Source organism: Planctomycetota bacterium (assembly GCA_035384565.1).
Classification (GTDB): domain Bacteria; phylum Planctomycetota; class PUPC01; order DSUN01; family DSUN01; genus DAOOIT01.
In genome coordinates, this window is the sequence record DAOOIT010000043.1 from 1 (window position 1) to 24,879 (window position 24,879).

Below are 24,879 nucleotides of genomic sequence, written 5' to 3' on the forward strand. Positions count from 1 at the left end.
CCTACGCTCTGCGTGGGGACGCGCCTCTTGGCCGCTCCGCGGCCTCTTCGTCTTCGCGGAGGAATTGACGCGGGAGTCACGAACCTCCCGCGGGTTCCAAACCCGCTGGAGGTTGGGGTTGCGGCAGGTTGGGGTTGGACGCGGGAGCGTCCGGATCATCGCCCCCACGCGGAGCGTAGGGGCGAGAAAGAGAAGATGACGGAGCGCAGAGGCGAGAAGGAGAAGGTGACGGAGCGTAAGGCAGAGAAAGGTGAAGAAGTAAGCCCCCCAGCGCCCACCCTTCCTGTTACCCTCCCGAAGGGATTGGAACCTTCAGGAGGGATGGCCGCTGGAATCGCACCAGAGGGGACAGTTTTCGGAAGCCGCGCGCAAGTCATCTGCGTTCAGCGACTTCAGACATCGCAACTGCCTCAACCCCGAGGAGCCAGACTTGACGCCTTCCCCCTCGGCAGACGGGCCTGCGCCTTACGCCTGGACACGAGGGACGTAGTTGGGGTTGGGCTCGGGAATGCGGGCGCCGACGGTGGGCAACCACTCCTGGAGGCGAGCCGTCAGCTCGCGCGCCAGCTCGGGCTCCTCGCCGGCCAGGTCGCGCTCCTCACTGACATCGTCGCAGAGGTTGTATAGCTCGACGTGGCGATCTTCGAAGAACTCGATGAGCTTCCAATCGCCCGCGCGGACGGAGCACCCGGGCGCGCCGCCCTGGTTGCTGTAGTGGGGGTAATGCCAGAAGATGGCCTGGCGGTCGAGGCGCGTTTCGCCGCGCAGGAGCGGCAGGAGGCTCACGCCGTCGCAGTGCTGCTCGGGGAGCGGCGGCAGGCCGGCGGCTTCGAGAAAGGTCGGATAGAAGTCGGTGCTCGTGACCGGCACGCGGCACAGGGTGTCGGGCGGCGTGACGCCCGGCCAGCGGATGAAGAGGGGCTCGCGGGTGCCGCCCTCGTACATCCAGCCCTTGCCCTCCGCGAGCGGGGCGTTGCAGGTCGGGCTGCCCTCGGCGGTGGCGAGGCCGCCGTTGTCGCTGGTGAAGACGACGATCGTGTTCTCGGCCAGCCCCTCGTCGTCCAGGGCGTCGAGCAGCCGCCCGATGTTCTCGTCCATGCTCTGGATCATGGCGGCGTAGCCGGGGTCGCTGTGGAAGAGGCGGCGGGTGATCCGCTGGTCGCGCTTGTGGTCGCAGGGGAAGTGCTCACCGAGGGCGAAGGGGTCGCGGCGGTCGAGGCCGAGCGAGGCCGCCTTGGCCTTGTACTTTTCGACGTAGGCGGGTTTGCCCTGGATGGGGACGTGGACGAGGTAGTACCAGAGGTTGAGGAAAAAGGGCCGGCCGTCATTGTGGCGGATGAGGCGGATGGCCTCGTCGGTGAGGCGGTCGGGCAGGTACTCGCCCTGCGGGCCGTCGGGCAGCATGGGGTTGCTGTAGGGCGCGAAATAGCTGCGGGGCATGCCGGCGTCCCAGCCGCCGATGTTGACGTCGAAGCCGTGGTGGTGGGGCCAGTAGGGCTCGTGGCCGAGGTGCCACTTGCCCACGTGCCAGGTCTGGTAGCCGCCCTCGCGGAGCGCGCGGGCGAGGGTCTTCTCCTCGCGGGGCAGGTAGTGCAGATAGGGCGTCGAGAGCAGCCGCCCCGTGGCGGCGCCGGCGATGAAGTTGGTGATCTGCACCCGCGCCGGATACTTGCCGGTCATCACACTGGCGCGGGTGGGCGAGCAGACGGGGCACGAGGCGTAGGCGTCGGTGAACCGCACGCCCTGTTGCGCCAGGCGGTCGAGGCGGGGCGTCTCGTAGAAGGGGCTGCCCATGCAGCCCAGGTCGGTCCAGCCCAGGTCGTCCATCAGGATGAACACGATATTCGGCTGGGGCATGGCAGCTCGGCCTCCTCGGTTCGGGCGTGGAGCATCCCCTCCCCGCTCAGGTCGTGAGCCCCATGAGCTTGCGGATGTAGTCGGCGTTGCGCTTGCAGTCGGCCACGGCGTCCTTGGATGGGCAGGCGGTCTCGAGCACGATCCAGCCCCGGAACTCGATGGCCTTGAGGGCTTCGGCCACGGGCTCCATCTTCACTCTGCCTTCGCCCAGGTAGCTGCCGCCGTCCTTGAAGTGGATGCAGGGGCAGAGGCGGCCCTTGAGCGCGCGGATTTCGGCGGGCACGTCGTAGCCGTGGCCCGTCGAGTTGCCGATGTCGTAGTACACGCTCACGCCGTCGGTCCCGATGGCATCGAGGATCTCGAGGTTCTGCTTGGCGGAGCAGGTGTTTTCGAGGCCGAGGCTCACGCCGGCCGCTTTGGCCTTCGGCGCGATCTCTTTCAGGCGGGCGACCAGAGCGTCCACGCGTTCTTTGATGAGGCCCTTGCCGTTGCGCAGGCTGGACTCCCCGCCGAAGAAGGGCACGAGGATGCCCACGGCGCCCAGGTCCTTGGCGGCCTCGATGCACTGCTCGAGCCAGGCCGGGCCGCGCGGGTCGGTGGCCACGGGATTGCCGTTCAACAGGTCCATCGAGAGCGACGACACGGCGACGCCTGTGGCCTTCATCTGCTCCTTGATCTTCGCGCGGCGGGCGGGGTCGGCGATCTCCAGCGTGTCCTTCGGGCCGCCCACGCCGACTTCCACGCCTTCGAGACCCGCCTTCTTGGCCCCGTCGAGGTTGCCGCCGAAGTGGCGCGCGGCGATGCGAATCCTGGGCGCGGATGCCTCGGCAGCCAGCAACTGGGGCGCCAGCGCCGCCCCGGCCAGCCCCGCCGCACTCCCCGACAGGAATACCCTTCGCGTCAGACTCATCCTGTGCTCTCCTATGATGATTCGGCGGTCCGGTTCGCAACGCCGGCCAGGATAGCGCGCAGCCAGCCCCCGAGCAAGTGCCCCCACGGGCGGCGCGTCAGAAACCTCTCATCACCCCGGCGCGTCTGCCGTAGATCAGCTTCCCGGGGAAATCCCAGAGGAGCGCCTTGGTCACATAAAAGGGGCCGCCCACGGCGTACTGCATAGCCACCCCCGTGTAGATGGCGGGCGCCTGAACCACGTCCACACTGAACTGGCTCGCCTCGCCCTGTGCCACCTGGTCCACGAGCAGCAGCGGCAGGCCGACGAGCAGCCCTGGAGCCAGGCCGGCGAGCATTCCCCCGTAGAAGCCCACCTGAGCGGGCACGCTGACAAACGCCGACGGGTCGTCGGCCAGCGGGGTCGGGATGTTGTAGGGGTGCGTCCGCGAGCGCGTCGTGTGCCAGCCCTGCGCGTTTGCCCCGGTCGCCATCGCCCCAGCCAGCAGCAGGAGCGCCATCGGCCATCGCATGCTCACTCTCCTTCCGCCCTGATTATACCGCGCGGCTTCGGCAATGCAATGCGAGGAGGCGCCCCCGGGTGCGGACCGAAATCGTAGGTCGTTTCTGTTACGGGCGTCCCCCGAACAGGGGAGGGCCCGATGCAGACGTAGCCGCGAGCGTCCCGCTTGCGGCCCTCTTGATCCGTTCGACAAGCGAGACGCTTGTCGCTACGAGAATCCGCAACAGGAACTGCCTACGGAAATGGCCCACACCCGGCGCCCCCTACTGGTAGATGAGCCAGGCGGTGGCAGCGCAGGGCTTGCTGGCGGTGAAGCGCACCCAGTGGGCGCTGTAGCCGTCGGGGAACTCGTGCTTGATCCTCTGCCCGCTCGGCACGGTGATGGCGGCGTAAGGCACGAACTCGCCACTGGTTAGGAAGTCTACCTCGACGGTGAAGGTCACGGCCTCCCCGGCGTCGTGGGCGAGTTCGAGGGTCTTCTTGTCGAAGCCGGTCATAAGATAGGGGTCGGACGGCTCGCCGCGGTTGACAGGCGTCTTGAGCCACGGGCCGCCTTGGCCTTGGGGCTTGCCGAGCTGCCACAGGTCGTCCACGGCGCCGAACCACAGGCCGGGGCCGTCGGGCGCGCGGAAGAGGTGGCCATCGGGCTGAGCGGCGGCGAGGGTGCCCGACAAGACGAGCAGCCCACGCCAGGTGCAGTAGTCATAAATCCTCTTGCCGTGGGCGCATACGGGGCGAATGCCGGCGAAGCTCTCGCGCGGGACCTCGTAGAAGTGCCCCCCGACATTGAGGAGGTAGCGCTCGGTGATGACCTCGCGCAGGGTGCGGCAGCCCTCGGTGGCGTCGGCGGCGGGGTCGAGCTTGGGCAGGCGGAAGGTCTTGCCGCGGACCTTGGCGATGACCGAGGCGGCGTCGGAGCCGAAGGCGTAGACGCCGTAGGTCCTCTCGGCGAGCCCCCTCTTGGGGGTCGCACCGGCGAGCAGGGCCTTGGCCTTACTGCCCAAGTCGTCATCGGGGCTGGGCTTGCGAAGCTTGATGGCAACGTCCTGGCCGACCTCGTAGAGGGCCCCATCGCCTGTGAGGAACCACAGCCGGTCGTTGGCCGGGAGGAGCACGCCGTCGGCGACAGCCCTCTTGTCGTCGAGGGCAGGAAACGCCTGGAAGACCCTGGCGGCTTCGGGCGTGCGGGCGACGCCGCTGGTGGAGTAATGGAAGTAGGCCGTGGCCTTGCACTCGCGGCTGGCGGTGAGGCGGAGCCACACGGCGGCGAGGTCGGGCGGGAAGATATGGCTCGCGTAGCCGCGGGCAGGGACGGTGAGGGCGTGGAGCTTAGTCCAGTTGCCATCACCCTTTACGTCGGCCTCGACAGTGAACTCGACGGGCGCAGCGGCATCGTGGGAGAGGTGAAGGACGCGCTTCTCGAAGCCGTCGCAGAGGTAGGGGACGGAGGGCTCGCCCGCCTTGACGGCGTCGGCGACCCACGGGCCGCCCCAACCTGCGGGCCGGCCCCACTTGGCCAGGTCAGCGACGGTGCCGAGCCACAGATTCGACTGCGGCTGGCCGCCCAGGGGATTGCCCATGACCGACGTGTCGTCGGAGGCGATGACGAGACGGCCATTCCAGTGGCAGAAGTCGGGCACCATCCGCAGATGCGTGGCGAGGGGGCGGAAGCCGGCCGTCTTCCCCGGGCGGAAGTCGGGCGGGAACTGGTAGAACATCGAGGGGAAGTCGAGGAGGAAGCGCCCCTCCCCCACCTCGCGGATGCGCGGCCATTCGGTGAACCAGCCGTGGTCGGGCACGTGAGTGTAAGTGCTTTGTGGGTAACGATATGTGTGCCAGGTACCCTTGTCGAGCACCTTGAGGATCAGCGAGCGGGCGTCCCACCCGATGGCCCAGAGGGGGACGTCGGGGCTGCGGTCGTCGGGCGCGCCCAGGATGCCTCCGGGGCCGGTGACTTCGGTGAACTTGTCGTGCTGGACGAGCGTCCACCGGTCCGCCTTGCCGTCCCACTCGGCGAGCGCTCCGCCCTTGCCGTTGTTCGTAATCACCACGCGCCCCTGGCCCGTGTAGCCGCCCTTGCCGTGGGTGCCCGTGACCCCCAGCTTCTGCACCACGCCGAGCTTCCTGCTCTCGAGCGTGTGGACGTCCAGTTCGAAGAACGAGCCTTCCATGTCGAACACGTAGACCTTGTTCTTCGGGTCGGTGAGGTGGCGTGCGACGGCGGTCACGCGGGCCTTGATGTCGTAGGGCCGCACCTTGCCGCCGGCGTCAATCGTGTAGGAGCCGATGATGAGTTGGTTGGACTCGCGGTGGACAAGCCGCCCCGCATGCGTGCCGCCGTTGCTCTCGGGGCGCTGGACGAGCTCGAGGTCGGGCGTGACCTGGTAGAGCTTGCCATCGCCGTAATGAGCGGGGTACGTGATGAACCACAGCGACCCGGCCCACGGCACGACCGCCCCAATGCCGCACTCGCTCTTCGCCTGCGACAGCGCGGCCAGGCTCGGGTACACGCCACTGATGCAAAGCGGCTCCTTCGGCACCTCAGCGCCTCCTCGCACACGGGCACTCAACACCAGGGGAAGAACCCACACGAACCGCCGCAACGCGCGCCACATGGACCAGTGCTCCTCACGGAAGTCGGGCCCTGTCTGGGATCGGGCTGCAACAGCATAGCAGGCGCCCTGCGGTCTGCCAAGCCCGACTTCACCCTCCGGGTGCGCCCCGGAACAGTAGGTGGCCCTGCTCCTGGGCGGCGGATTCCATGTGGCACAGCCGTCCTCGGCTGTGCTTGTGGGCGGGACGTCCCCGTCCCGCGGTTCGCGGCGTGGGGACACGCCGCCCACAATGTCCCCCACAGATGGGGGCGCAGGTGCCGCACGGTCGCCTATTTTGCCGGTTCGCACCCCCACCCCCCTCGAGCCCCGCTACTCCTTCACCTGGAAGACCGAGACGTCGTCGAGCGTCCCGGCCAGAATGTCCAGTTCGGTGCCCTTGTCGGCCCGCCAGAACAACGGCGCGCCGCAATCCTTGCAGAAGGACCACACGCCGTTGCAGTCGCACTTCGCCTTCGAGGCCGCGCGGAACGACGCCGGCGCGCCGGCCGTGATCGCGAAGCCGCTGCGGGGGACGGTGACGTAGGGGGCATTGAGCGCGCCCGTGGCCCGCTGGCAGCCGCGGCAGTCGCAATAGCTGCACCTGACTACCGGGCCTTCAACCCTGAACCTGACCTGCCCACAGTGGCACTGGCCGGTGAGCGGCTTGGCCGGGTCGGGCGTGGCGGCGGCTCCCTTCGCGACGACAGCGGCGGCGGTGACGCTCACCGACGGGACTCGCCGCTTCGACGCGGACGGCGTCCCCCCGCCGCCTGGCCCCAGGCGGTGCAGAGAGGAGTGGTCTGGGACCATCATGAAGAGGCACATCCACACGAATGCCACCAGGGCAGCACCGCCCAGTGGCCACACGACCCAGCGGAAGCGTACGTCCATGGCTCATCCCTCCTGCTCAGTCGAGGCGATGCTGTGCAGCCACCATCTCACCTTCCGGTCGCGGCCAGATCGAGCCTGGCGCTCGAAATACAGCTTCATCTCGACGCCGGCGGCGGTGCGCACGCGGTACCAGTGCTTCCGCACGTACTGCTCGTCGCTGCCGGACGTGCATGGGCCTGTCTGACGCCATTGTTCGAGGACTTCGGCGATCGTGTGCTCCTCGCCCCGCCAGCGGAAGCGCATCGGCAGGCCCGGTTCGCCCGTCGCCATGCGGCGGGTGTCCACGGACTCGATGACCGGCTCGATGGATTCGCCGATGAAGTGCCTGATCACCTCTATCCTCTACCGTCCCTCCAGGACCGAGGTAGTCCTCTCGCACCCAGCCCACACGCGGGACGCGTGTGGCTACGGCGGGACGCACGGGCATCGCCCTGGCGTCTGGCCCGAGGAGGAGCGGGAAAGCGTGCCCAGGCCCACAAGCGCGAAGGGCCGGCTGGGCGCATCGCCGAAGGTGATGTAGTGAGCCGCCTTGGCCAGGCGTCTTGAGGGAGGCCCGATATCGTCGAGCGACTCCAGGCGGCCCTCGCGTCGCGCGGCGAGCAGGCGGTCCACTGCCACCGGCCCTAGGCCCGGCACCCGCAGCAACTCGTGCCGCTCGGCGCGATTGACGTCCACGGGGAACCGCTCGGGGTGGAGGCGCGCCCAGGTCTCCTTCGGGTCGGCGTCGAGTGCCAGGCGGCCGGCGGGGTCGAGGGGAATCTCCTCGGCCTCGAACCCGTACTTGCGCAGCAGCCAGTCGGCCTGGTAGAGGCGGTGCTCGCGGGTGAGCGGCGCGTCGGGCGAGGGCTGGGGCGCGCGCTCGCCGGGCAGGCTGGGGTCGCCCAGGCCGCGCTGGTAGGCGCTGAAGTACACGCGGGCCACGCCCCAGCGGCGATAGAGGGCGCCCATGGCCTTCACGATGTCGGCGTCGGACTCGTCGGCCGCGCCGACGATGAACTGCGTGCTCTGGCGCACGCGGGCGAAGGGTGCGCCGCGCGCGGTGAGCGCGCTGATGCGCTTGAGCGGGCGCACGATGTCGCGGAAGTAGTCCTTCGTGCGCGACAGACGGGCGAAGGCGGCGGCCGTGGGGACCTCGACGTTGAGGGAGACGCAATTGGCGAGCGAGAGCGCCTCTTCGATGGCGGCGTCGGAGGCGCCGGGCAGGATCTTCAAGTGCAGGTAGCCGTGGTAGTCGTAGCGGCGGCGCAGAATACGGGCGACGGCGGCCATGCGCTCCATCGTGTGGTCGGCGCCGCGCACCACGCCCGAGCTGAGGAAGAGGCCGTGAACGCTCCCGCGGCGAACGAAGTCCATGTAGGCCGCCGCCACCTCCTCGGGCGTGAGGGTGGTGCGGGGGGTGTCGCGGTCGGAGCGGAAGGGGCAGTAGCGGCAGTCGTTCACGCAGGCGTTCGAGAGGAGCGTCTTGAGCATCACACAGGTGCCGCCGCGCGGCAGCGAGGCGGGATAGACCTACACGCCGCCCGGGCCGCGGCGGCGATGGTCGTCGTTGTCGCGGGTGCCGCAGGCGCACGACAGGTCGAACCGCGAGGCGTCGGCAAGGGTCTGGAGCTTTTCGTGCGCGTCCATCGAACAGAACCTCAGTGTCGTGGACAGGATAGAGTCAGGATACTGCCCCCGGGCCAGAGGGTCAAGGGCAATCCGCGGCAATTCGGGTTTGGAAAGACGGCGGTTTTCTGTACACTAGCGGGACGCTGTGTCGCCCCCCAACGGCAAAGGAGTCGTGATGCGAAGAGCAACCGTCGTCGCCTGCCTCGCCCTCGCCCTCTCGCTCGCCCGGGCCGAGAACTGGCCGCAGTGGCGCGGGCCGTTCTTCAACGGCTCGACGACCGAGACCAATCTGCCCGCCAAGTTCAGCGACACCGAGAACGTGCTCTGGGCCACCCCCCTGCCCGGCGCCAGCGGCTCGACGCCCATCGTGTGGGGCGACCGCATCTTCGTGAGCACAGTGGACGCCTCGACGAACGACCTGCTGGCGATGTGCCTCGACGCGAGGGATGGCAAGGTGCTTTGGTCGCACAAGACGGGCAAGGACCGCCAGTTCGCCCGCAACAACATGGCCTCGGCCTCGCCCGTCACCGATGGCAAGACGGCCTGGTTCTTCTACGGCACGGCCAACCTGTTCGCCTTCGACTTCGAGGGCAAGCTGCTGTGGCACCGCGACCTGGAGAAGGACCACGGCTTCAACGCCCTGATGTTCGGCTACAGCTCGAGCCCGCTGCTCTACAAGGGCAAGCTCTACATCGTGGCGATCCGCAGCCAGCGGCCCAACGCCTATGGCCCGCCCCACACGCCCACCGAGGGGCCCACCCCGTCGTATCTGCTGGCCATTGACCCCGCCACGGGCAAGGACCTGTGGCGCCAGGATCGCCCGACCGATGCCGTGGGCGAGGCCCAGGAGGCCTACAGCACGGCCATCCCGTGCGAGCTGGGCGGGCGCTCGTCCGTCCTGGTCTATGGGGCCGACTACCTGACGGCCCACGACCCCGAGACCGGCAAGGAGCTGTGGCGCTGGGGCGGCTACAACCCTAAGAAGATCAACCACTGGCGCATCGTGCCATCGGCCGTGGTGGGCGATGAGCTGATCTACGTGGTCGGCCCGAAGTACTCCACCCTCTTCGCCCTCAAGCCGGGCGGCAGCGGCCTCGTGGGCGACGACCACGTGGCCTGGACCTTCGAGAGGCGCATCCCCGACGCCAGCACGCCCCTCTACTACAAGGGCCAACTCTATCTCCTCGACGACGATCGCCGCGTGCTCACCTGCGTGGACCCCAAGACAGGCAAGGCGAAGTGGCAAGGCGATATTCCGGGGCGCACGGTCATCCGCGCCTCGATCACGGGAGCAGACGATAAGTTATACATTATCAATGAGTTACGCGAGGCCACCGTGCTCGCCGCGGGCGACGAGTTCAAGATCCTGCACGAGGTGAAGATGGGCGCCACGGGCCGCGGCTTCACGCGCTCGACCATCGTCGCCGCCAACGGCCGCCTCTACATTCGCGCCGCCGAGACCCTCTACTGCATCGCAGCCGCGAAATAAGCGGCACGACGGATTCACTACGCAAGAAAAGCGCGTCGGGTATTGACAGCCTCCGGACACCAGGGTATATTCCATATATCACGCCGTGATGCAGCGCGGTGTGGTGTCTGATGCCCTCCGCCGCCTGAGAATCCGGGCGCATCTCCGCCTCGTCCACCCCTGTGCCGTGCGCCCTGTACCGTCAAGGAGCATGGTCTATGCCTCTGACCCGACGCGATTTCGTGAAGGCATCCTCGGCCGTCGCCGCCGCACTTGGCTTCGGGGTGCTCCGCTCCCGCGACGCCTCGGCTGTTCCAGGAGGCCAATCGGTCGTGTGGCTCCAGGCGCAGGCCTGCACTGGCTGCTCGGTGTCGCTGCTCAACAGTGTGAGCCTGATGACCGTGGACGACCTCCTTCTACGCACGCTCGACGTGAAGTACCACCCCAACCTCATGGCGGCCGCGGGCGCGAAGGCCATCACCGCCGCCAACGACGCGCGGAGCAAGGGGGGATACGTGCTCGTGGTCGAGGGCGCCATCCCCACCACAGCCGGCGGCATCTGCTGCACGCTGTGGCCGGGCATGACCGCCGTGAAGGGCGTGCAACAGTTCGCCGCGAACGCCGCCCTCGTCATCGCCGTGGGCACGTGCGCCTCGTTCGGCGGAGTCTCAGCGGGCAAGCCTAACCCCACCAAGGCCGTCTCGGTCGCCCGCGTGCTCAAGAAGATGCCCGTGATCAACATCCCCGGCTGCCCCGCCCACCCCGACTGGGTGGTGGGCACCATCGCCCACGTGCTCAAGTACAGGGCGGTTCCGCCGCTGGATGCCCTGAATCGCCCCACCGAATTCTACGGCAGGAGGATGCACGACCTGTGCCCGCACCTTGCGGCGTTCAACAGGGACTTCCAGCGCCGTCTGGGCCATGCGGGCAGCAAGAGCTGCTTTTCCTGCCACAGTGTGCGCGATGGCGAGGTCAAGGGGCCCGACCGCCTGAGCGACGGCGGCTGCCTCTATGCCTTCGGCTGCAAGGGCCTCACCACCTCGTGCGACTGCCCCAACCGCCAGTGGAACGCGGGCGCGGCCGGCTCCACCGGCGTGAACTGGTGCGTCGGCGCCCACGCCCCCTGCATCGGCTGCACCGAGCCGGGATTCCCCGATCGCATGTCCCCCTTCTACACCCCCTCCGGCCCCGGCGTGGACGACGATGACGACGACGGCCACGACCGCGACGATGATTGACGGCGGACGGCCTACAAGGAGCCCCCAATGCGCAGAACGATCAACGTCGGCCCCGTGACCCGCGTGGAAGGCCACCTCGACATCGAGGTGACGGTGGACACCGTGAACGGCCAGGACCGCGTGGTGGACGCGAAGAGCTCGGGCACCATGCTGCGCGCCTTCGAGCTGATCCTCCTGGGCCGCGACCCCTTCGATGCGCCCCACTACACCCAGCGCATCTGCGGCGTGTGCCCCATCTCGCACTCCATGGCCTCGGTGCTCAGCCTCGAGGCCATCTTCGGCGTCGCGCCCACCGACAACGGCCGCATCCTCCGCAACCTTGTGCTCGGCGCCAACTTCCTCCAGTCACACATCCTGCACTTCTACCACCTGGCCGCGCTCGACTACATTGACACCGCCGGCCTGATCGATATGGCCCCCTGGATGCCGCGCTACGCGAGCCGCGACCTGCTCAGGGGCGCCGACGCCGCGCGCCTGGTGGGCCACTACGTGGATGCACTGGCCATGCGCCGCAAGGCCCACACGATGGGAGCCATCTTCGGCGGCAAGCTGCCCATCGCCGTCACCTTCCTCCCCGGCGGCTCCTCCGAGACCGTCACCGTCCAGAAGATCGCCGACTTCCGCAAGCTGCTCGACGATCTCCGCGCCTTCATCCAGGACGTGTATCTGCCCGACCTGCTCCTCGTAGCCACGCGCTTCCCCGAGTACGCCGGCATCGGCCGCGGCTGCGGCAACCTGGTCGCCTACGGCGTCTTCGACCTCGACGCCGCCGGCGCCAGCAAGCTCCTCCCCCGCGGCACCCTCACCGACGGCAGGCTCGGCCCCCTCGACCCCGCCAGCGTCGCCGAATACGTCCGCTTCGCCTGGTACGACAACAAGACCACGGGCGCGAACCCGGCCGCCGGCGTCACCAGGCCCACCGCCAAGGGCAAGGAAGCCTACTCCTGGGTCAAAGCCCCGCGCTACGCGAAGAAGGTCCACGAGGTCGGGCCGCTGGCGCGCATGTGGATGAGCGGCGACTACCGCAACGGCATCTCGGTGCTCGACCGCCTGGCCGCCCGCGCCTACGAGGCCGAGAAGGTGGCCATCGCCATGAACGGCTGGCTCAACGAGCTCGTGCCCGGCGGCCCCACCCAGGCCCCTACCAGCGCCGTGCGCAACGGCGCCGGCATCGGCCTCACCGAGGCCCCGCGCGGCGCACTCGGGCACTGGACCCGCGTGACCAGTGGCAAGCTCAGCCACTACCAGATCATCACGCCTACGGCCTGGAACGCCTCGCCCCGCGACGACGGCGGCCAGCTCGGCGCCATCGAGCAAGCCCTTATCAACACCCCTGTGGCCGATACCACCGAGCCGCTTGAGGTCCTCCGCGTCGTGCACTCGTTCGACCCGTGCCTATCGTGCGCCGTGCACATGGCGCGGCCCGGCAAGCCATTGCACACCATCGTCCTGAGCGCCTGACGGCTGCGTGGGGGATGCTTGCGGACGGGAGGCGACGGGTTCAGGCCTGGGCAGCCTGCGCGCCGGCGAGCCAGCCGGCCATGGCGGGACACGTCTCGCACACGGCGACCTCCTTCTCCCAGCGGCCGCCCTTGCGCTCCGGGCAGCGCTGGCCGTGGAGCAGCCAGCACAGGTCGCCCGCGCCCAGTTGATGCACAGGGCAGGCGTCGCGCGTCTCGGGCTGGCAGGCGGTCACTTCCCAGCACGGGGCCGGAGCGCCCAGCGTCTGGCGCCGCTGGAGGTAGCACAGGAGCGCGGCCGCCTTCTGCACGTGCACCGGCACCCGCCGCCAACCCTGCTCGTAGCTCTGAACCGCGCGCGTCGAGACGCCGAGCAACTCGGCGAGCCCGCTCTGGCTCACCCCCAGTTGCTCGCGGACCGCGCGCAGCAGCCGAAATCGCGACATCTCCCACCCTCCTGGTCGTTTCACCCCGACATCGGCCCCGCCCGTCACCAGGCATTATACTCATTCGCGGCCCTGTGTCCAAGCCTCTCCCTGATTCGCCGGACCGTCGTCGCGTCGGGCTCGAAGGGCAGCGGAGGCGGCGTGGGGATGGCGAGTTGCTGGTTCTCGGCGAACGGGGTGTCAGCGAGCTTAAGGTTGTAGGCCAGCGCCGCAAGCGTGGCCAGGTTCACCACGTCGAGCGCGTTGTAGGCGAGCAGCGTCTCCAGCGCGCGCTCGTTCCCGTTGTTCTGGTAGTCCCACCAGAGGAGCACGGCGAAGAAGCCGTCCACATCGGCCAGGCCGCCGCGGTCGAGGCCGAGTTGGCGCTCGCAGCCCTTGAGGCCGCCGCGATAGCCGAGGCTGGCGAGCGGGTAGCGCAAGTCAAGGTGCGCCTGGCGCATCGGCAGGCCGAAGTAGTGGCGGATGAACGGCAGGTCAAAGCACTTGCCGTTGTAGGTCACGAGCAGGCGGTAGGCGCCAATCTCGTCGCGGAAATCGAACAGGTTGTCGCCCTGCACGTAGTGGCGCAGGCGCTGGCCGTCGTAGAGGCAGATGGTCGTGATGTAGTCGTCGGGGCCGCCCATCCCGGTCGTCTCGATGTCGAGGTAGGCGACCGAATCGCGGAACTCGGCGAACAGCCGCCACTGCTGGTCGGCGGGCAGCCGCGCGGCGAACCACGCCGCCTCACGACCCGCCAGCCGAGTGAGCGACTCCTCGGCCCCACGGCGCACCGGCTCGGCCTTGTGGGGCGGCAGGGGCAGCTCTCCCCTTGCCGCCTGCCACGACCCCACGCCCGAGCGCCACAGGTGCCGCTCCGTCCGCGGCCCGATCCCGCGAATGTGGCAGAAGGTGTTCTGAAGCATCGGCGACCACCTCGTGAGCGGCCCGCACTTCCATCTCCCCGCCTTGCTTCAATCTACAATCTACATCTCCGGAGGCCCCGCCGCAAGCCTCTCATGCCGCCGCCGACGGCCGCCCGGTGCCCGTTGCTCCCGAAGCGGCGGCGCGCTACAATTCCGTCCCGCCTCGGGGGGATATGCGATGGCGGCGAAGGAGACTGGAGTATGCCCCGCTGCTGCGTGACGGGAACCGTGCTGGCTGCGTGGGGGATCGCGATGGCCGCTACTGCTCAAGACTACGTGACGTGCACGAGCTTCGCCCAAGTCATGGCCGCGGAGACCCAGGTCAACGTGACCCGAATCTCGGACCCCGAAGGCCAGTACACCGGGTTCTTCTTCTACCAGTGCCTCCAGTTCGACCCCACCGACCGGTATGTGTTGGGCATGAGGGTCTATATCCAGAACCGGGAGGTCCGGCCAACCGACCGCGCCGACATCGGCCTGATCGATCTCCAGGACGGCTGCAAGTGGACGAAGATCGGCGAGACCACGGCCTGGAACTGGCAGCAGGGCGCCCGAGCGCAGTGGCGGCCCGCCTCCAACGAGGTCGTGTGGAACGACCGCGCCGACGACAAGTCGCACTACGTCTGCCGCGTCTACGACTACAAGACCGGCGCCCGCCGTGTCCTGCCCCGGCCCATCTACGCCCTGTCGCCCGACGGCACGACTGCCCTCACCCACGACTTCGAGCGCATGAAGCACGGCGGCACGGACTATGTGGGCATCGCCGACAAGTACGCCGCCCAGTTCGCCCCTGCCGGGACCGGCATCTGGAAGATGGACATGGCCTCGGGCGAATCGCAGCTTCTCCTCAGCCTGGCCCGGATGGCCGAGATCGCCTACCCCACGGAACGCCCCGCCGCGGGTTGCCTGTATTTCTTCCGCGAGGGCTGGAACCCGTCCGGCACCCGCTTCATGGCCTTCGTCAAGGAGCCGAAGAGCGGCCTGGACAAGGCGTTCACTATGACCCCCGCCGGCGCCGACATCCGCTTCTTCTACAACGCTCCCAGCCACCATTGCTGGCGCGACGACGCCCACGTGCTCGAAGGCAGGAACTATCAGCTCTACGCCGACGATGGCACAGGGAAGCCCGAGAAGCGCCTGTGCGACGCCCCCCACAACGGCCACGTCAGCGACCTGCCCGCCCCTGGCGGCCCCTGGCTGCTGTCCGACACATACGTCATCGGGGGCTGCCAGTACCTCTTCCTCTTCCACGTGCCCAGCAAGCTCTACGTGCCCCTCGCGAAACTGCGGTCCACCGCCCAGGGCGGCATCCACAGGGTGGACCTTCACCCGCGGAGCAGCCGCAACGGGCGACTCGTCTGCATAGACGCCACCCACGAGGGCCGGGGCCGGCAGATGTACCTTCTGGACATCGGCCCCATCCTCGACCGCCCGCCGGGCCGCTGACCCCTCCCGTGCGCCCGTGTATGGTCTCACATCTTCAAGGGCGTGTTGCCCAAAGCCTGGACGAAGGGGCCGGGTTCGTAGTGCGGCCTTCAGGCCGTACGGATACGGGCTGAAGCCCGCATTACGAACGCGCCTGCCCTGTCGCGCGATTCGGGCAACACGCCCTGAAGGCTTGACACCGCGAGCTGCGAAGGTATTGGAGCCTTCGGGGGGGGGGTGCCATACTTGCTCAACCTTGAGGGGAGGGAAATGAGCAAGTATGGCAGGAAAGGGCGTGGAGCCGCCCGGATCGCCAAAGCGCCATAGTTGCTCACTCCGGGGGATGAGCAAGTATGGCGGCCGTGTCTGGTTTCCCGGACTCAGCGGCGCCGGAAGGCGTCGAGGGCGGCGTCGTAGACGTGCTTGAGGGGCACGCCGGCCTCGGCGGCGGCGCGGCGGCAGTCCTCGTACTCGGGGGCGGCGTGGACGAGGTTCTTGCCCATGTGCCCGACCTTGACGCGGACCTTGCCGTAGCGGGTCTCGACGTCCACGGATTCGCGGCGGAGCTTCCGCCGCGAGGCGCGGGTGCGGCGGATGCCGAAGGTGGAGGTCTCGGTGAGGATGATCTGCTCGATGGCGGGAGCGTTGCCGGGCTCGACGATGGCCTGAAGGATGACGCCGGGGCGGTTCTTCTTCATGTGAATCGGGATGAGGAAGGCGTCGAGCGCGCCGGCGGCGAAGAGGCGGTCGAGGACGTAGCCGATGATTTCGCCGGTGATGTCGTCGAGGTTGGCCTCGATGACGAGCACCTCGTCGCTCTCCTCGGTGGCCTCGGCCTCGGTGGCCACGTCGCCAACGAAGAGGCGGAGCACGTTGGGCGGGGTCTCGCGGGTGGCGGTGCCGGCGCCGTAGCCGACGGCGGTGACGGTCATGAGCGGCCGGGGTCCGAAGGCGTCGGCCAGGGTGGTGAGGAGGGCGGCGCCGGTGGGGGTGGTGAGTTCGCCCTCGACGTCGGTGCCGACGGTGGGGAAGCCCTTGATGAGTTCGGCCGTGGCGGGAGCGGGGACGGGGAGGCGGCCGTGCGCGCAGGTGACGAAGCCCATGCCGGTGCGGATGGGGCCGCAGACGACCCGCTCGATGCCCAGCAGGCGCAGGCCGACGACCGAGCCCACGATGTCCACAATCGCGTCTACGGCGCCGACCTCGTGGAAGTGGATCTTCTCGGGGGGGCAGCCGTGGACGCGGCCCTCGGCGTCGGCGAGGCGCTGGAAGACGGCGCCGGCCTGGCGCTTGTCGCTCTCGGGCAGCCGCGAGTGCTCGATGACGTGGAGGATTTCGGGCAGGTTGTGGTGGCGGTGCTCGTGGTCGGCGGCGCGGGGGCGGCGTTTGGGCTTCACCTCCACCTTGGTGGCCGTGATGCCGCCGCGCTGCACTTGGGTGGCCGTGAGGGCGTAGTCGGCGACCGCGAGTTTCTTGAGCTCGGCGCGCAGGGTGTTGAGCGGCAGCCCGGCGTGCACGAGGGCGCCGAGCATCATGTCGCCGCTGGCGCCGGAGAAGGGATCGAAGTAGGCGATTCTCACAAGGGTTCCTTTCCTGGAATCCGCTGTTCGCGGCCCGCCGCGGGCGCCGGGGGGCAGCCGCAGGGCGCCGCGATACGCCGCACGCCCGTGAAGCCCCGCCCGGGGCTTGCGGCTTGCGGCTCGTGGCTTGAGGCTTGCCGCTTGCGGCCTGGTTGCCTGGGGGTTACGGGTTGGCCTTCTCCTCGGGCTTCTTGAGGAAGTCGTCGGTGAACTCGACGGTCTTGATGTAGACGAGAGGCGGCTGTTCGTCGCGCTTCTTGTTGGGCACGCCCGCGGCTTGGCGGTTGTTGAGCTTCTTGTAGAGCACCCAGCTCTCGCGTTGGCCGTCGAGGAGCTGAATGGTGAATTGGCCCACGCAGTCGCCGACCACGCTCGTGCCGTCGCGGAGGGTGATGGTGGTGAGGAACTGGGTCCAGAGGTAGCCGGTGTCGAGGTAGACTTTCTCGCTGGAGCCCTGGTTCTTCCAGCGCCAGTCGCGCTCGAACTCTTCGATCTCGGGCTTGACCTCGATGCGCTGGAGGTCGGCGAGGAAGTAGTCCTGGTGGGCGCGTTGGGCGCGGTTGTAGATGCGCAGGGGCTTGTCGGCGCGGGCCCAGACGTGGCCTTCGAGCACGCGCTGGTCGGAGTAGGTGATGCGGGCGGGCCGGGCGTACTTCGGGAAGGCAACCCGCTCGCGGAAGGGGTTCACGTGCTCGGGGCGGGTCTTCTGGGCGCCGCCCTGGTCGGGTTCGGGCGCCGCCTTGTCGTCGGGCTCGGGCAGCGGGGTGGGACGCGGGACGATGGGTTTGCCGCCGGGCTTGTCGAGCTCGTCATCGGTCGGGGCTGGGAGGCTCGGTTCCTCCTTCGCCTTGGGCTTGGGTTTGGGCGTCGGCGGCTCGGCCTCGCCGGCCGTCGCCAGTGCGGCCAGCGCGACGAAGGCAAAGCCCCACCAGCGCTTTGACATCTCGGATCTCCCGTTCCGGCTGACTGAGGAGTGCGATGCGCTTGTGCCCCGACGAACCGGCGTCGGGCGCGAAGCACGCCAGGAGATATTGAAGCACGAAGGCGACGACGAAGGCGAAGACCCCCACGGTGGCCGACGTGAAGGCGCAACTGGGCCACGGCGAGAAGAGCCTGGCGAGCGACAGGCCGCGCAACTGGGGGTTCGCCGCGGCCCACAGGCCGATGCCGAAGCACAGCGCCATTGTGATGCCTGCGGAGGCGAGGCCCGACACCAGGGCACGGTGCAGCCGGCGAGTCCTTGCCGCCATGTCCCGCTCCTCCGTGCCCGCCGCGGAAGCATGATAGCACGGCGGAGCGGGGCGAGTCAACCCCCCTCCCCTGGCGAAATCGCCGCCGGGCGGGGGGACTGGGTTTCACTTCTCCTTCACGAGCCAGATGCGGCTCGTGCCGGGGGCGAGTTCGACGGTCTCGCGGAAGGCGAAGGGCGTCCAGCCCGGACTGGAGCGAAGCTCGGCCTTCACCGCCTCGTCGGTCGGGTTGTGGGCCTCGACGAACCACACGCCCGGCTCGTGCCACGCGACCTGAATCTTCGCGTCCCTCTTGTCGCACGTGACCGGGTGGCCGATGAAGATGTCCATGTCGCCCTCGTTCAGGTCGAGCTGGGCCGAGGCGGTGCCGTCGCGGATGGGCAGGGCTCGGACGTTCGGCCAGGTCCGTTTGCGGTCGAGGAGCCAGACGGACCAGCGGTCGTTGAGGTTGGCGACCGCGGCCGGCAGAAAGCCGGGCATCTCGGCCTTGGGCATCTTCGCCTCGACGCCCACGCCCTCGCCGTCGAGGAGCCAGAGGAGGAGATTGTCGAGCTGCTTGCCCCGCGTGATCGTGGACTGATAGCCCGTCTTGCCTCGCTCGACGATGCCGAACTTACGGGCGAAGTCGAGCATCCGCTCGGTCTTCGTCCCGCTCGCGGCCCCCGCGAAGCCGATCGCGTAGGCGACGTGGTCGCCCTTGGCGAGTTGCCCGCCTTTCGGCGCGAAGTGAAGCGAGATGTGGCCCCCCTTGCGGTAGCGGTATTGGAGTTCGTTGTCGAGGGCGATGAGCAGCGCCGAGCCGCCCTTCTCCTCGAGCGTGGCGAAGGTGCCCTGCTTGAACTCGCCCTGGCAATCGGGGGAATCGGGTGTCGCAATCACCTTGTCGCCTTCCCGCAGGACCCAGCCGGGCATGTTCGCATTCATCACCTGGAGTCCATCCTTGCCGAGCGCCGCGGCCTCCTTCATCACGACGTTCGTCACGTGGGTGCCGATGCGGAACTCGCCGGGAATCCAGTTGCAGGCATAGGTCCGCGACCAGCCGGAGAGGAGCTTCGTGGGGACGAGCCTGTGCCAGCCGCCCCAGGAGTTGCCCCAGCCGTGCTGGGGCTGCTCGTAGGGGTGGCCAAGGGGGGTCTTCTCGGCCTTCTCCTCGGCAGGGTCAAAGGCGTAGAGGTAGTCGGTCTGGCCGACGGCGACTTCGGGGCTGATCAGGTAGGTGTGGGGATAGGCGAAGAGGTACCTCAACTCGCCGGGCGGATGGAAGGAGAAGTCGAGGGCAACGGTGGGGAAGCCCAGCGGCTGACCATCTATGGGGAGCGTCGGCGAGTTCATGGTCAGGCAGACGGCTGGCTGGGCGACAAGGCGGAGGAGGCCCTTCGAGGGGGTGATGCCCATGTTGCCCTGGAAGCTCACCTGGGTCCACGTCTGGCCGCCCTGGCGGGTGCGCAGCCGGCAGTTGCCCAGGAAGTTGCAGCGGTCGGAGCAGAAGAACTCCTCGCAGAGAAGGTTGCGGTTCCAGAACTGGTCGCCGATGGCCTTGCGGCCTTTCGTGTCCTCGACCTCGAGGTAGAGGCCGAGCTGCTGGCAGTTGGAGAAGGTGATCTCGGTCTCGAAGGACTTGGCGCCCTTGGGCAGCCAGCGGCGCAGGACGCCGCGGTCGCCGTCGTGGAGGATGACCGACTTGAGGCCGTCGTCGGAGGCGACGCGAAAGCCGACGCGGAACTCCCAGAGGTCGGGCCGCCACCAGAGGCCGTTGGTGGAGGTGAGGCGGTTGGGCCCGCGCCAGGCGAGAATCTTCGGGCCGTTGGTGATGTATTGCCCGGCGTTGCCGCTGAATGACCAGGCCTGCTCGTGCCACTTGGTGCGGAGCCGTTCGGGCGGGCGGAAGGAGACGACCCGCCAGCCGTCCTTCGCCCGCTTCGCCACCTGGGCGGGGCTGGTGATGATCTCGAAGGCCAGCGGTGCCTGGCAGGCGCCGAGGCCCATGAAGTAGCGATAGGTGTCGAACGCCTCGTCCACCGGCTTGCCATCCTCGAAGCTCACGATGGGAAAGGAGTTGTAGAGCTTGTAGTCGGCGGGGTGGAGCCAGTTGTCTTTGTGGCGCCAGAAGCCGCTGAGGATGTGCTGCTGCATGTATTCGTTCACGTAGTCGAAGTAGGCGGCGGTGCGGTTCGAGCGGTTGGTGGCGAGGCGGCCGTCGGCGAGCACCATCGAGGGCTTTGGGAACTTCACCTCGTCGGCGAAGGCGTAGAGGTGGTCGCCCTGGGCGTCCTCGTAGGTGAGGCCGGGGATGGCGGCGAAGGTCTTGTCGGAGGCCGCGGCGCACTCGGCCACCAGCTTGTCCCACTTCGCCTGGTCGCTCTTGAGGGTGTCTTCGAGGAAGACGATGAAGGAGAGGCCGGCGGCCTTGGCCGCGGCCACGTAGTCGGCCACGGTGCCCGTGCCCGACGAGAGGGCGGTGCGTGCGCCGATGAGGCCGGGGTACTGCGGATTGTCGGTGAGCGGCCCCTGCTTCGTCCAGTCGTACTCCTTGGGGATTTCCCAGGGTTTGACGGGCTGGTTGAGGACCGTCTCGGGCGTCGTGGCGCCGCCGAGGCCCGCCTTGAGCGACGGCTCGGCGAGCCAGCGGAAGGCGTTGGCGAAGATGCGGAGCCAGTCGCTCGGCTTGCCGCCGGCGCCGGCGGTGAGCATCGCCTCGGCGGTGGGGCAATTGGTCGGCGGCGTGAAGAGCCAGTAGTAACGGATGGCCATCACAGCGAGGCGTCCCTTGCCGACCTCGCGTGTCGCCATCAGCGGCGGGGCGGAGGCGATGCCCGCCTTCGGAATCCAGGGGCGGAGGTAGTCGTCGTGCCGCTCTGCGGGGACGGACTTGGTCGAGGCGGCGGCGCGGACGACCACCCGCCAGTCGGGCGAGAGGTCGAACGACATCGGCGGCTCCCAGCCCGTCGTGCTCGCGGCGGTCAGGGTCAGCACCCCCTTCACGCCGTCATTGAAGGGCGGGGCGACGTCGCTGGTCCAGAAGAGGCGGCAGCCCATGATGTCGGTCGCCAGGTTCTTGGGGTCGGACTCCTGGAAGATTTCCCAGCGCTCGCGCGCGCCGAGCTGGGCGAGCCATTCGAGCGTCGCCGTGAAGTTCTTGCTCTCGGACCAGGCTTCGGGATTGCAGAGGAACAGGCCGCCGCCCTTGGCCAGGAAGTCCTGCGCCGCCTTGCGGTCCGCGTCGTTCAGCGTCCCTGCGACAACGACGTTGAACTTCCCCGCCGCGAGGCGTTCGGCGAGCTGGCCGTGCTTGCAGGTGTCGAGTTCCACGCCCATCGCGTGGAGCGGCTTGGCCGCGTAGTCGGCGTGAACCCCGCCGACAAAAAGCACGGCGGGCAGGGCCTCGCCGGCGTGGGCCTTCGGCCACACGAGTAACAGGAACGCTACTGCGCACCACCACGGCCTCTTGCTCATCGGGCTTGTCTCCTGTGTTCTCAGTTCACCAGGAACTGGAGGAGGCGGGCGGCGTGGCCCTGGCTCTTGGGGTTCTTGTCGGCGGACACCCGAAGCGTGAGCTCGTGATCGCCGGGCTTCAGTTCGGCGTCGAACAGGTAGGCCCATGGGATGTGAAGTCCCTCGCTCCATTGGGTGAACTGGTCGAGCTTGCGAAAGGGCGCGCCGTCTATGCTGAACTCCAGAATGCCCACGTCGTAGCCTGCGGCCTCGAGGACGCCAATCGCGGTGCCGTTGAACTTGAGCTTGAGCGTGGCGCCCGGCTCGTTGGCCTCGAGGACCGGGCAGTTGACGAATTGTTTCCTCGTAGCGCCCTTGGACGGCTTCCAGTTGGGCACGAGCTGCCAGCCGCTCCGAACCGTGGCTTCCTTGATGTCCACGAATCGGCCGCGGCCGTAGTGCTGCGGGTCGAGAGGCTTATCGGGCAGGGGGTGCGGCTTCACCGCGGCGTCGGCGGGGAGCGGCTCCTTCCAGGCGGCGTCGAGGAAGCGGCCAATCGAGGCGGCGTAGAGCTGGTGGCCGAAGGGCGAGGGGTGGAGGCCGCCGAACTTCTTCCAGTCGAACTCCCCGTTGTCAATCCGCAGCGTCACCTCGCGGGCGAGGTCAATGGCCGAGACGCCGTAGTGTTGCGCCACCTTCTCGTGCGCGGCGATCTGCGGGGCGACCTGGCCCTTCCGCACGTACTCCATCTTGTCCTCGTCGGCGCAGTAGAGGATCACGAGGTCAATGGCGGGGTTGAGAGTGCGGGCCTGGCGGATGATGCCCTCGACGCCCCGGATGCTCTCGGTCGCCGTGCGGCTGTTGTGCAGGTCGTTCACCGCGAACTCGAAGAACAGCAGGTCCACCGGCCCCTTGGGGAACACCGTGCTCTTGAGGCGAAAGGGCGCGAGCGTGGTGTCGGTGGACGAGATGCCGGCGTCCACGAAATCGAAGTCGGTGTCGGGGTATCGCTTCTTGAGCAGTTCCTGCGTGAACACCCGCCACCCGTTCGCCTCAGTGATCGAGCCGCCGAGAAACGCCACCCGCGCCTTCTTCTCGCGCTCGATCTTGATCCGCGAATTGGCCAGGCTGCCGCGGAGGGCGAAGCAATGGTCGGGGTTGCTCCCCATGCCCTGCTGTCCTGCGGCTGCCGCCGCAGCCGCCACAATCGCGAGCGTCGCCATCATCGTGTTCTGTCCTCTTGAGGGGTTGGAGGCGGAGCCGATTCCCTTGCCTCGTCGTCGCCTGCGATGTCGAGCGTCGTCCAGCCGAGGAGAAAGTCGAGAAACTGGCCGAAGCTGAAGCCGACCCGCGCGCTCGGGGCGATGAGAGTCGCTCCCACGTCCACCTCGAAGGCGTCCACCAGCTTCGGTCCGGGCGCGCGCAGCCCCCGTCCGCGGCCGCCGACCGCGAGAGCAGGAAAATTGATTCCGAATCCCGACGCCACCAGGCGATAGAGGGGAGAGCACTCGCGCTGCTTGACGTCGGGGAACCAGCCTCCGCCGGCGTCCGACCGGGGGGCGTTGCGCCATTGACAGTCAACCAGCAGGAACGGGGCGATGAAGGCCAGCAGCAACGGATCATCGTGGCCCGCCTCCTCCCCCGTCAGCAACGCCACAGGCACAAGGACGTTGAGCAGCGGGTAGCCGAAGTGCACATTCCGGCCGTTGCCGTGTCGGGGTCCGACGGGGTGGCGGCCGACGAAACCGGCCATGTGGCTGCCCGACGCGCCCACGCCCGCTGCAAGCCAGTCTGTCGCGGCCAACTGGATGTCGAGTCCAATGCCCGTGCCGGCCTCGGCTCGGAAGCAATCGGCAAAGTCGAGCCCACGGTTCCGCCAGTAGGCCGCGGGGCAGGCGCAGCCGGCGGCGAGGAGCACCAGCCCGATGAGAGCAGGCCAGGTGCAGCGCATGGAGCGCCTCCGCGCTATCGTTTGAGGTCGATGTCCTGGCGCTCGCCGAGGGACTCGTTGACAACGACGAGGGCGCCCCTGTCCTGGGCCAGCAGTTGCTCGTTGGCGTTGAGGAGTTCGATGCCGTATACGGTGCCGTCGGGAGCCATGTCCACGTTCAGGGCGTCGCTCGCGCGGATGGTCTCGACGCCAGTCGCCTTCTCGCGCAGGCGGATGTAGGCGATGTTGTAGCGGGGGTCGTAGGTCAGTTGCATCGTACAGGTTCCCTGCTCCTGCACGCACAGTATAGCGCGCGGCGGGGGGAAAGCAAGGATGCCAACCCCCAGAGGAGGAGGCTGGCATCCTTGGTGGCGTTCTTGGCTCAGCGGCGGCTTCAGCTCGCCTGGGCGGCAGCCGCCGCCTTGGCCTGACTGGCGGCCTCGCGGTCGAGGAGTTCCTGCCACTTGCGGTCCACCTCGGCCTGGAGTTCGGCGATGACCCTCTCGCCGCCGGGCTTGAAGAGGTGGGCGAAGCGGCCCTGGGGCTTGAGCCACTCGACGAGCGGCTTCTTCTCTTTGGGCTTGTAGTTGATCTTCCACACGCCGTGGTCCACCTCGAAGAGCGAGAAGAAGCAGGTCTCGACGGCCAGGCGGGCCATGGCCATGGACTCCTCGACCTTGCAGCGCCAGCCGCGATGGCAGGGGGCGAGGACGTTGAGGAACGTCGGCCCGTCAATCTCCAGTGCCCGCTGGACTTTGGCCATGAGGTCGCGGGGGTTGTAGGGGCTGGCCTGGGCGAGGTAGGGCAGGTTGTGGCCGAGCATGATGGCCGTGAGGTCCTTGCGGTTCTGCTCCTTGCCGCCGTGGACCTTGCCTGCGGGCGCGGTGGAGGTGGCGGCGCCCTTGGGCGTGGCGCCCGAGCGCTGGATGCCGGTGTTCATGTAGGCGTGGTTGTCGTAGCAGATGTAGAGCATGCGGTGGCCGCGTTCCATGGCGCCGGAGAGCGACTGGAGGCCGATGTCGTAGGTGCCGCCATCGCCGCCCATGGCGATGAAGTTGATCTTCTTGTCGGCGGGGATGCGGCCGCGGCGCTTCAGGGCGTTGTAGGCGGCCTCGGCGCCGCTGATCGTCGCGGCGGAGTTCTCGAAGGCGTTGTGGATGAAGGGCACGCGCCAGGCGGTGTAGGGGTAGATGGTGGTGACGACCTCCATGCAGCCGGTGGCGGAGCCGACCACGGTGTCCTTGCCGGCGGCGAGGAGGAACTGGCGGATCATCGAGGGGGCGGTGCAGCCGGCGCACGCGCGGTGGCCGCCCGAGAGCAGCTCGGGGCAGTCGGTGAGGTCTTTGAGGCGGATGGCCATTCTGAAGCCCTTTCGGTGTTAGGTTAT

At 68.4% G+C, this 24,879-nt stretch carries 21 protein-coding genes; 5 read left to right on the top strand and 16 right to left on the bottom strand.

What is annotated here, in order from left to right; genetic code table 11:
* Positions 1-465 precede the first annotated feature (465 nt).
* From PLE19_15705 to PLE19_15735, 7 genes are all read right to left on the bottom strand, one after another.
* On the bottom strand, positions 466-1,857 hold the full coding sequence (locus PLE19_15705) for a sulfatase (GenBank protein ID HPD16398.1): 1,392 nt from the start codon (positions 1,855-1,857) through the stop codon (positions 466-468).
* Between the two features lie 46 nt (positions 1,858-1,903).
* A complete protein-coding gene (locus PLE19_15710; GenBank protein HPD16399.1) occupies positions 1,904-2,767 on the bottom strand; it encodes a sugar phosphate isomerase/epimerase family protein in 864 nt (287 codons plus the stop codon).
* A gap of 97 nt (positions 2,768-2,864) precedes the next feature.
* Complete coding sequence (locus PLE19_15715; protein HPD16400.1) at positions 2,865-3,278, bottom strand: hypothetical protein; 414 nt, start codon at positions 3,276-3,278, stop codon at positions 2,865-2,867.
* A gap of 253 nt (positions 3,279-3,531) precedes the next feature.
* Positions 3,532-5,808, bottom strand: coding sequence for a hypothetical protein (locus PLE19_15720; protein ID HPD16401.1), 2,277 nt, complete (start codon positions 5,806-5,808; stop codon positions 3,532-3,534).
* Positions 5,809-6,192: 384 nt separating this feature from the next.
* On the bottom strand, positions 6,193-6,753 hold the full coding sequence (locus PLE19_15725) for a GFA family protein (GenBank protein HPD16402.1): 561 nt from the start codon (positions 6,751-6,753) through the stop codon (positions 6,193-6,195).
* A gap of 3 nt (positions 6,754-6,756) precedes the next feature.
* Positions 6,757-7,086, bottom strand: a complete 330-nt coding sequence (locus PLE19_15730; GenBank protein HPD16403.1) for a DUF6504 family protein — start codon at positions 7,084-7,086, stop codon at positions 6,757-6,759.
* 72 nt (positions 7,087-7,158) lie between these two features.
* Positions 7,159-8,223, bottom strand: a complete 1,065-nt coding sequence (locus PLE19_15735) for a radical SAM protein (protein HPD16404.1) — start codon at positions 8,221-8,223, stop codon at positions 7,159-7,161.
* Between the two features lie 313 nt (positions 8,224-8,536).
* Here PLE19_15735 and PLE19_15740 point away from each other — a divergent pair, with 313 nt between their 5' ends.
* The 3 genes from PLE19_15740 to PLE19_15750 all read left to right on the top strand — a co-directional run bounded on the left by PLE19_15740 (position 8,537) and on the right by PLE19_15750 (position 12,528).
* Complete coding sequence (locus PLE19_15740; GenBank protein ID HPD16405.1) at positions 8,537-9,850, top strand: PQQ-binding-like beta-propeller repeat protein; 1,314 nt, start codon at positions 8,537-8,539, stop codon at positions 9,848-9,850.
* Positions 9,851-10,047: 197 nt separating this feature from the next.
* Positions 10,048-11,067, top strand: coding sequence for a hydrogenase small subunit (locus PLE19_15745; protein ID HPD16406.1), 1,020 nt, complete (start codon positions 10,048-10,050; stop codon positions 11,065-11,067).
* A 27-nt stretch (positions 11,068-11,094) separates the two neighbouring features.
* On the top strand, positions 11,095-12,528 hold the full coding sequence (locus PLE19_15750; GenBank protein ID HPD16407.1) for a nickel-dependent hydrogenase large subunit: 1,434 nt from the start codon (positions 11,095-11,097) through the stop codon (positions 12,526-12,528).
* A 40-nt stretch (positions 12,529-12,568) separates the two neighbouring features.
* Here the strand turns inward: PLE19_15750 and PLE19_15755 are convergent, their stop codons facing one another.
* Both PLE19_15755 and PLE19_15760 read right to left on the bottom strand, forming a co-directional pair.
* Entirely contained in the window at positions 12,569-12,973 is a 405-nt protein-coding gene (locus PLE19_15755; protein ID HPD16408.1) for a helix-turn-helix transcriptional regulator, read from the bottom strand.
* A gap of 44 nt (positions 12,974-13,017) precedes the next feature.
* A complete protein-coding gene (locus PLE19_15760; GenBank protein HPD16409.1) occupies positions 13,018-13,875 on the bottom strand; it encodes a ribonuclease H-like domain-containing protein in 858 nt (285 codons plus the stop codon).
* A 201-nt stretch (positions 13,876-14,076) separates the two neighbouring features.
* On the opposite strand from PLE19_15760, the gene PLE19_15765 reads away from it, so the two are divergent.
* Positions 14,077-15,321 (top strand): hypothetical protein, encoded by a 1,245-nt coding sequence (locus PLE19_15765; GenBank protein ID HPD16410.1) that lies wholly within the window; start codon positions 14,077-14,079, stop codon positions 15,319-15,321.
* Positions 15,322-15,680: 359 nt separating this feature from the next.
* On the opposite strand, the gene larC is transcribed toward PLE19_15765, so the two are convergent.
* On the bottom strand, positions 15,681-16,880 hold the full coding sequence (gene larC, locus PLE19_15770; GenBank protein ID HPD16411.1) for a nickel pincer cofactor biosynthesis protein LarC: 1,200 nt from the start codon (positions 16,878-16,880) through the stop codon (positions 15,681-15,683).
* Between the two features lie 163 nt (positions 16,881-17,043).
* Entirely contained in the window at positions 17,044-17,823 is a 780-nt protein-coding gene (locus PLE19_15775; GenBank protein ID HPD16412.1) for a hypothetical protein, read from the bottom strand.
* A gap of 128 nt (positions 17,824-17,951) precedes the next feature.
* Between PLE19_15775 and PLE19_15780 the strand changes: the two genes are divergently transcribed.
* Entirely contained in the window at positions 17,952-18,164 is a 213-nt protein-coding gene (locus PLE19_15780; GenBank protein ID HPD16413.1) for a hypothetical protein, read from the top strand.
* Between the two features lie 71 nt (positions 18,165-18,235).
* Here the strand turns inward: PLE19_15780 and PLE19_15785 are convergent, their stop codons facing one another.
* From PLE19_15785 to PLE19_15805, 5 genes are all read right to left on the bottom strand, one after another.
* A complete protein-coding gene (locus PLE19_15785; protein HPD16414.1) occupies positions 18,236-21,583 on the bottom strand; it encodes a hypothetical protein in 3,348 nt (1,115 codons plus the stop codon).
* Positions 21,584-21,603: 20 nt separating this feature from the next.
* Positions 21,604-22,788 carry an SGNH/GDSL hydrolase family protein gene (locus tag PLE19_15790; protein ID HPD16415.1) on the bottom strand — a complete coding sequence of 395 codons (1,185 nt, stop codon included), beginning with the start codon at positions 22,786-22,788 and terminating at the stop codon, positions 21,604-21,606.
* Positions 22,785-23,513 (bottom strand): hypothetical protein, encoded by a 729-nt coding sequence (locus PLE19_15795; protein ID HPD16416.1) that lies wholly within the window; start codon positions 23,511-23,513, stop codon positions 22,785-22,787. The genes PLE19_15790 and PLE19_15795 overlap by 4 nt, the downstream gene beginning before the upstream one ends.
* A gap of 14 nt (positions 23,514-23,527) precedes the next feature.
* Positions 23,528-23,767: a DUF2283 domain-containing protein gene (locus PLE19_15800; protein ID HPD16417.1), complete on the bottom strand. Its 240-nt coding sequence runs from the start codon at positions 23,765-23,767 to the stop codon at positions 23,528-23,530.
* 119 nt (positions 23,768-23,886) lie between these two features.
* Positions 23,887-24,852 (bottom strand): thiamine pyrophosphate-dependent enzyme, encoded by a 966-nt coding sequence (locus tag PLE19_15805; GenBank protein ID HPD16418.1) that lies wholly within the window; start codon positions 24,850-24,852, stop codon positions 23,887-23,889.
* Positions 24,853-24,879: the final 27 nt, after the last annotated feature.

What these genes read in the sequence shown, in the direction of transcription:
- PLE19_15705 (HPD16398.1), bottom strand. Translation starts at nt 1,857, where the DNA reads ATGCCCCAGCCGAATATCGTGTTCATCCTGATGGACGACCTGGGCTGG.
- PLE19_15710 (HPD16399.1), bottom strand. Translation starts at nt 2,767, where the DNA reads ATGAGTCTGACGCGAAGGGTATTCCTGTCGGGGAGTGCGGCGGGGCTG.
- PLE19_15715 (HPD16400.1), bottom strand. Translation starts at nt 3,278, where the DNA reads ATGCGATGGCCGATGGCGCTCCTGCTGCTGGCTGGGGCGATGGCGACC.
- PLE19_15725 (HPD16402.1), bottom strand. Translation starts at nt 6,753, where the DNA reads ATGGACGTACGCTTCCGCTGGGTCGTGTGGCCACTGGGCGGTGCTGCC.
- PLE19_15735 (HPD16404.1), bottom strand. Translation starts at nt 8,223, where the DNA reads ATGCTCAAGACGCTCCTCTCGAACGCCTGCGTGAACGACTGCCGCTAC.
- PLE19_15740 (HPD16405.1), top strand. Translation starts at nt 8,537, where the DNA reads ATGCGAAGAGCAACCGTCGTCGCCTGCCTCGCCCTCGCCCTCTCGCTC.
- PLE19_15745 (HPD16406.1), top strand. Translation starts at nt 10,048, where the DNA reads ATGCCTCTGACCCGACGCGATTTCGTGAAGGCATCCTCGGCCGTCGCC.
- PLE19_15750 (HPD16407.1), top strand. Translation starts at nt 11,095, where the DNA reads ATGCGCAGAACGATCAACGTCGGCCCCGTGACCCGCGTGGAAGGCCAC.
- PLE19_15755 (HPD16408.1), bottom strand. Translation starts at nt 12,973, where the DNA reads ATGTCGCGATTTCGGCTGCTGCGCGCGGTCCGCGAGCAACTGGGGGTG.
- PLE19_15760 (HPD16409.1), bottom strand. Translation starts at nt 13,875, where the DNA reads ATGCTTCAGAACACCTTCTGCCACATTCGCGGGATCGGGCCGCGGACG.
- PLE19_15765 (HPD16410.1), top strand. Translation starts at nt 14,077, where the DNA reads ATGCCCCGCTGCTGCGTGACGGGAACCGTGCTGGCTGCGTGGGGGATC.
- PLE19_15775 (HPD16412.1), bottom strand. Translation starts at nt 17,823, where the DNA reads ATGTCAAAGCGCTGGTGGGGCTTTGCCTTCGTCGCGCTGGCCGCACTG.
- PLE19_15785 (HPD16414.1), bottom strand. Translation starts at nt 21,583, where the DNA reads ATGAGCAAGAGGCCGTGGTGGTGCGCAGTAGCGTTCCTGTTACTCGTG.
- PLE19_15790 (HPD16415.1), bottom strand. Translation starts at nt 22,788, where the DNA reads ATGATGGCGACGCTCGCGATTGTGGCGGCTGCGGCGGCAGCCGCAGGA.
- PLE19_15795 (HPD16416.1), bottom strand. Translation starts at nt 23,513, where the DNA reads ATGCGCTGCACCTGGCCTGCTCTCATCGGGCTGGTGCTCCTCGCCGCC.
- PLE19_15800 (HPD16417.1), bottom strand. Translation starts at nt 23,767, where the DNA reads ATGCAACTGACCTACGACCCCCGCTACAACATCGCCTACATCCGCCTG.
- PLE19_15805 (HPD16418.1), bottom strand. Translation starts at nt 24,852, where the DNA reads ATGGCCATCCGCCTCAAAGACCTCACCGACTGCCCCGAGCTGCTCTCG.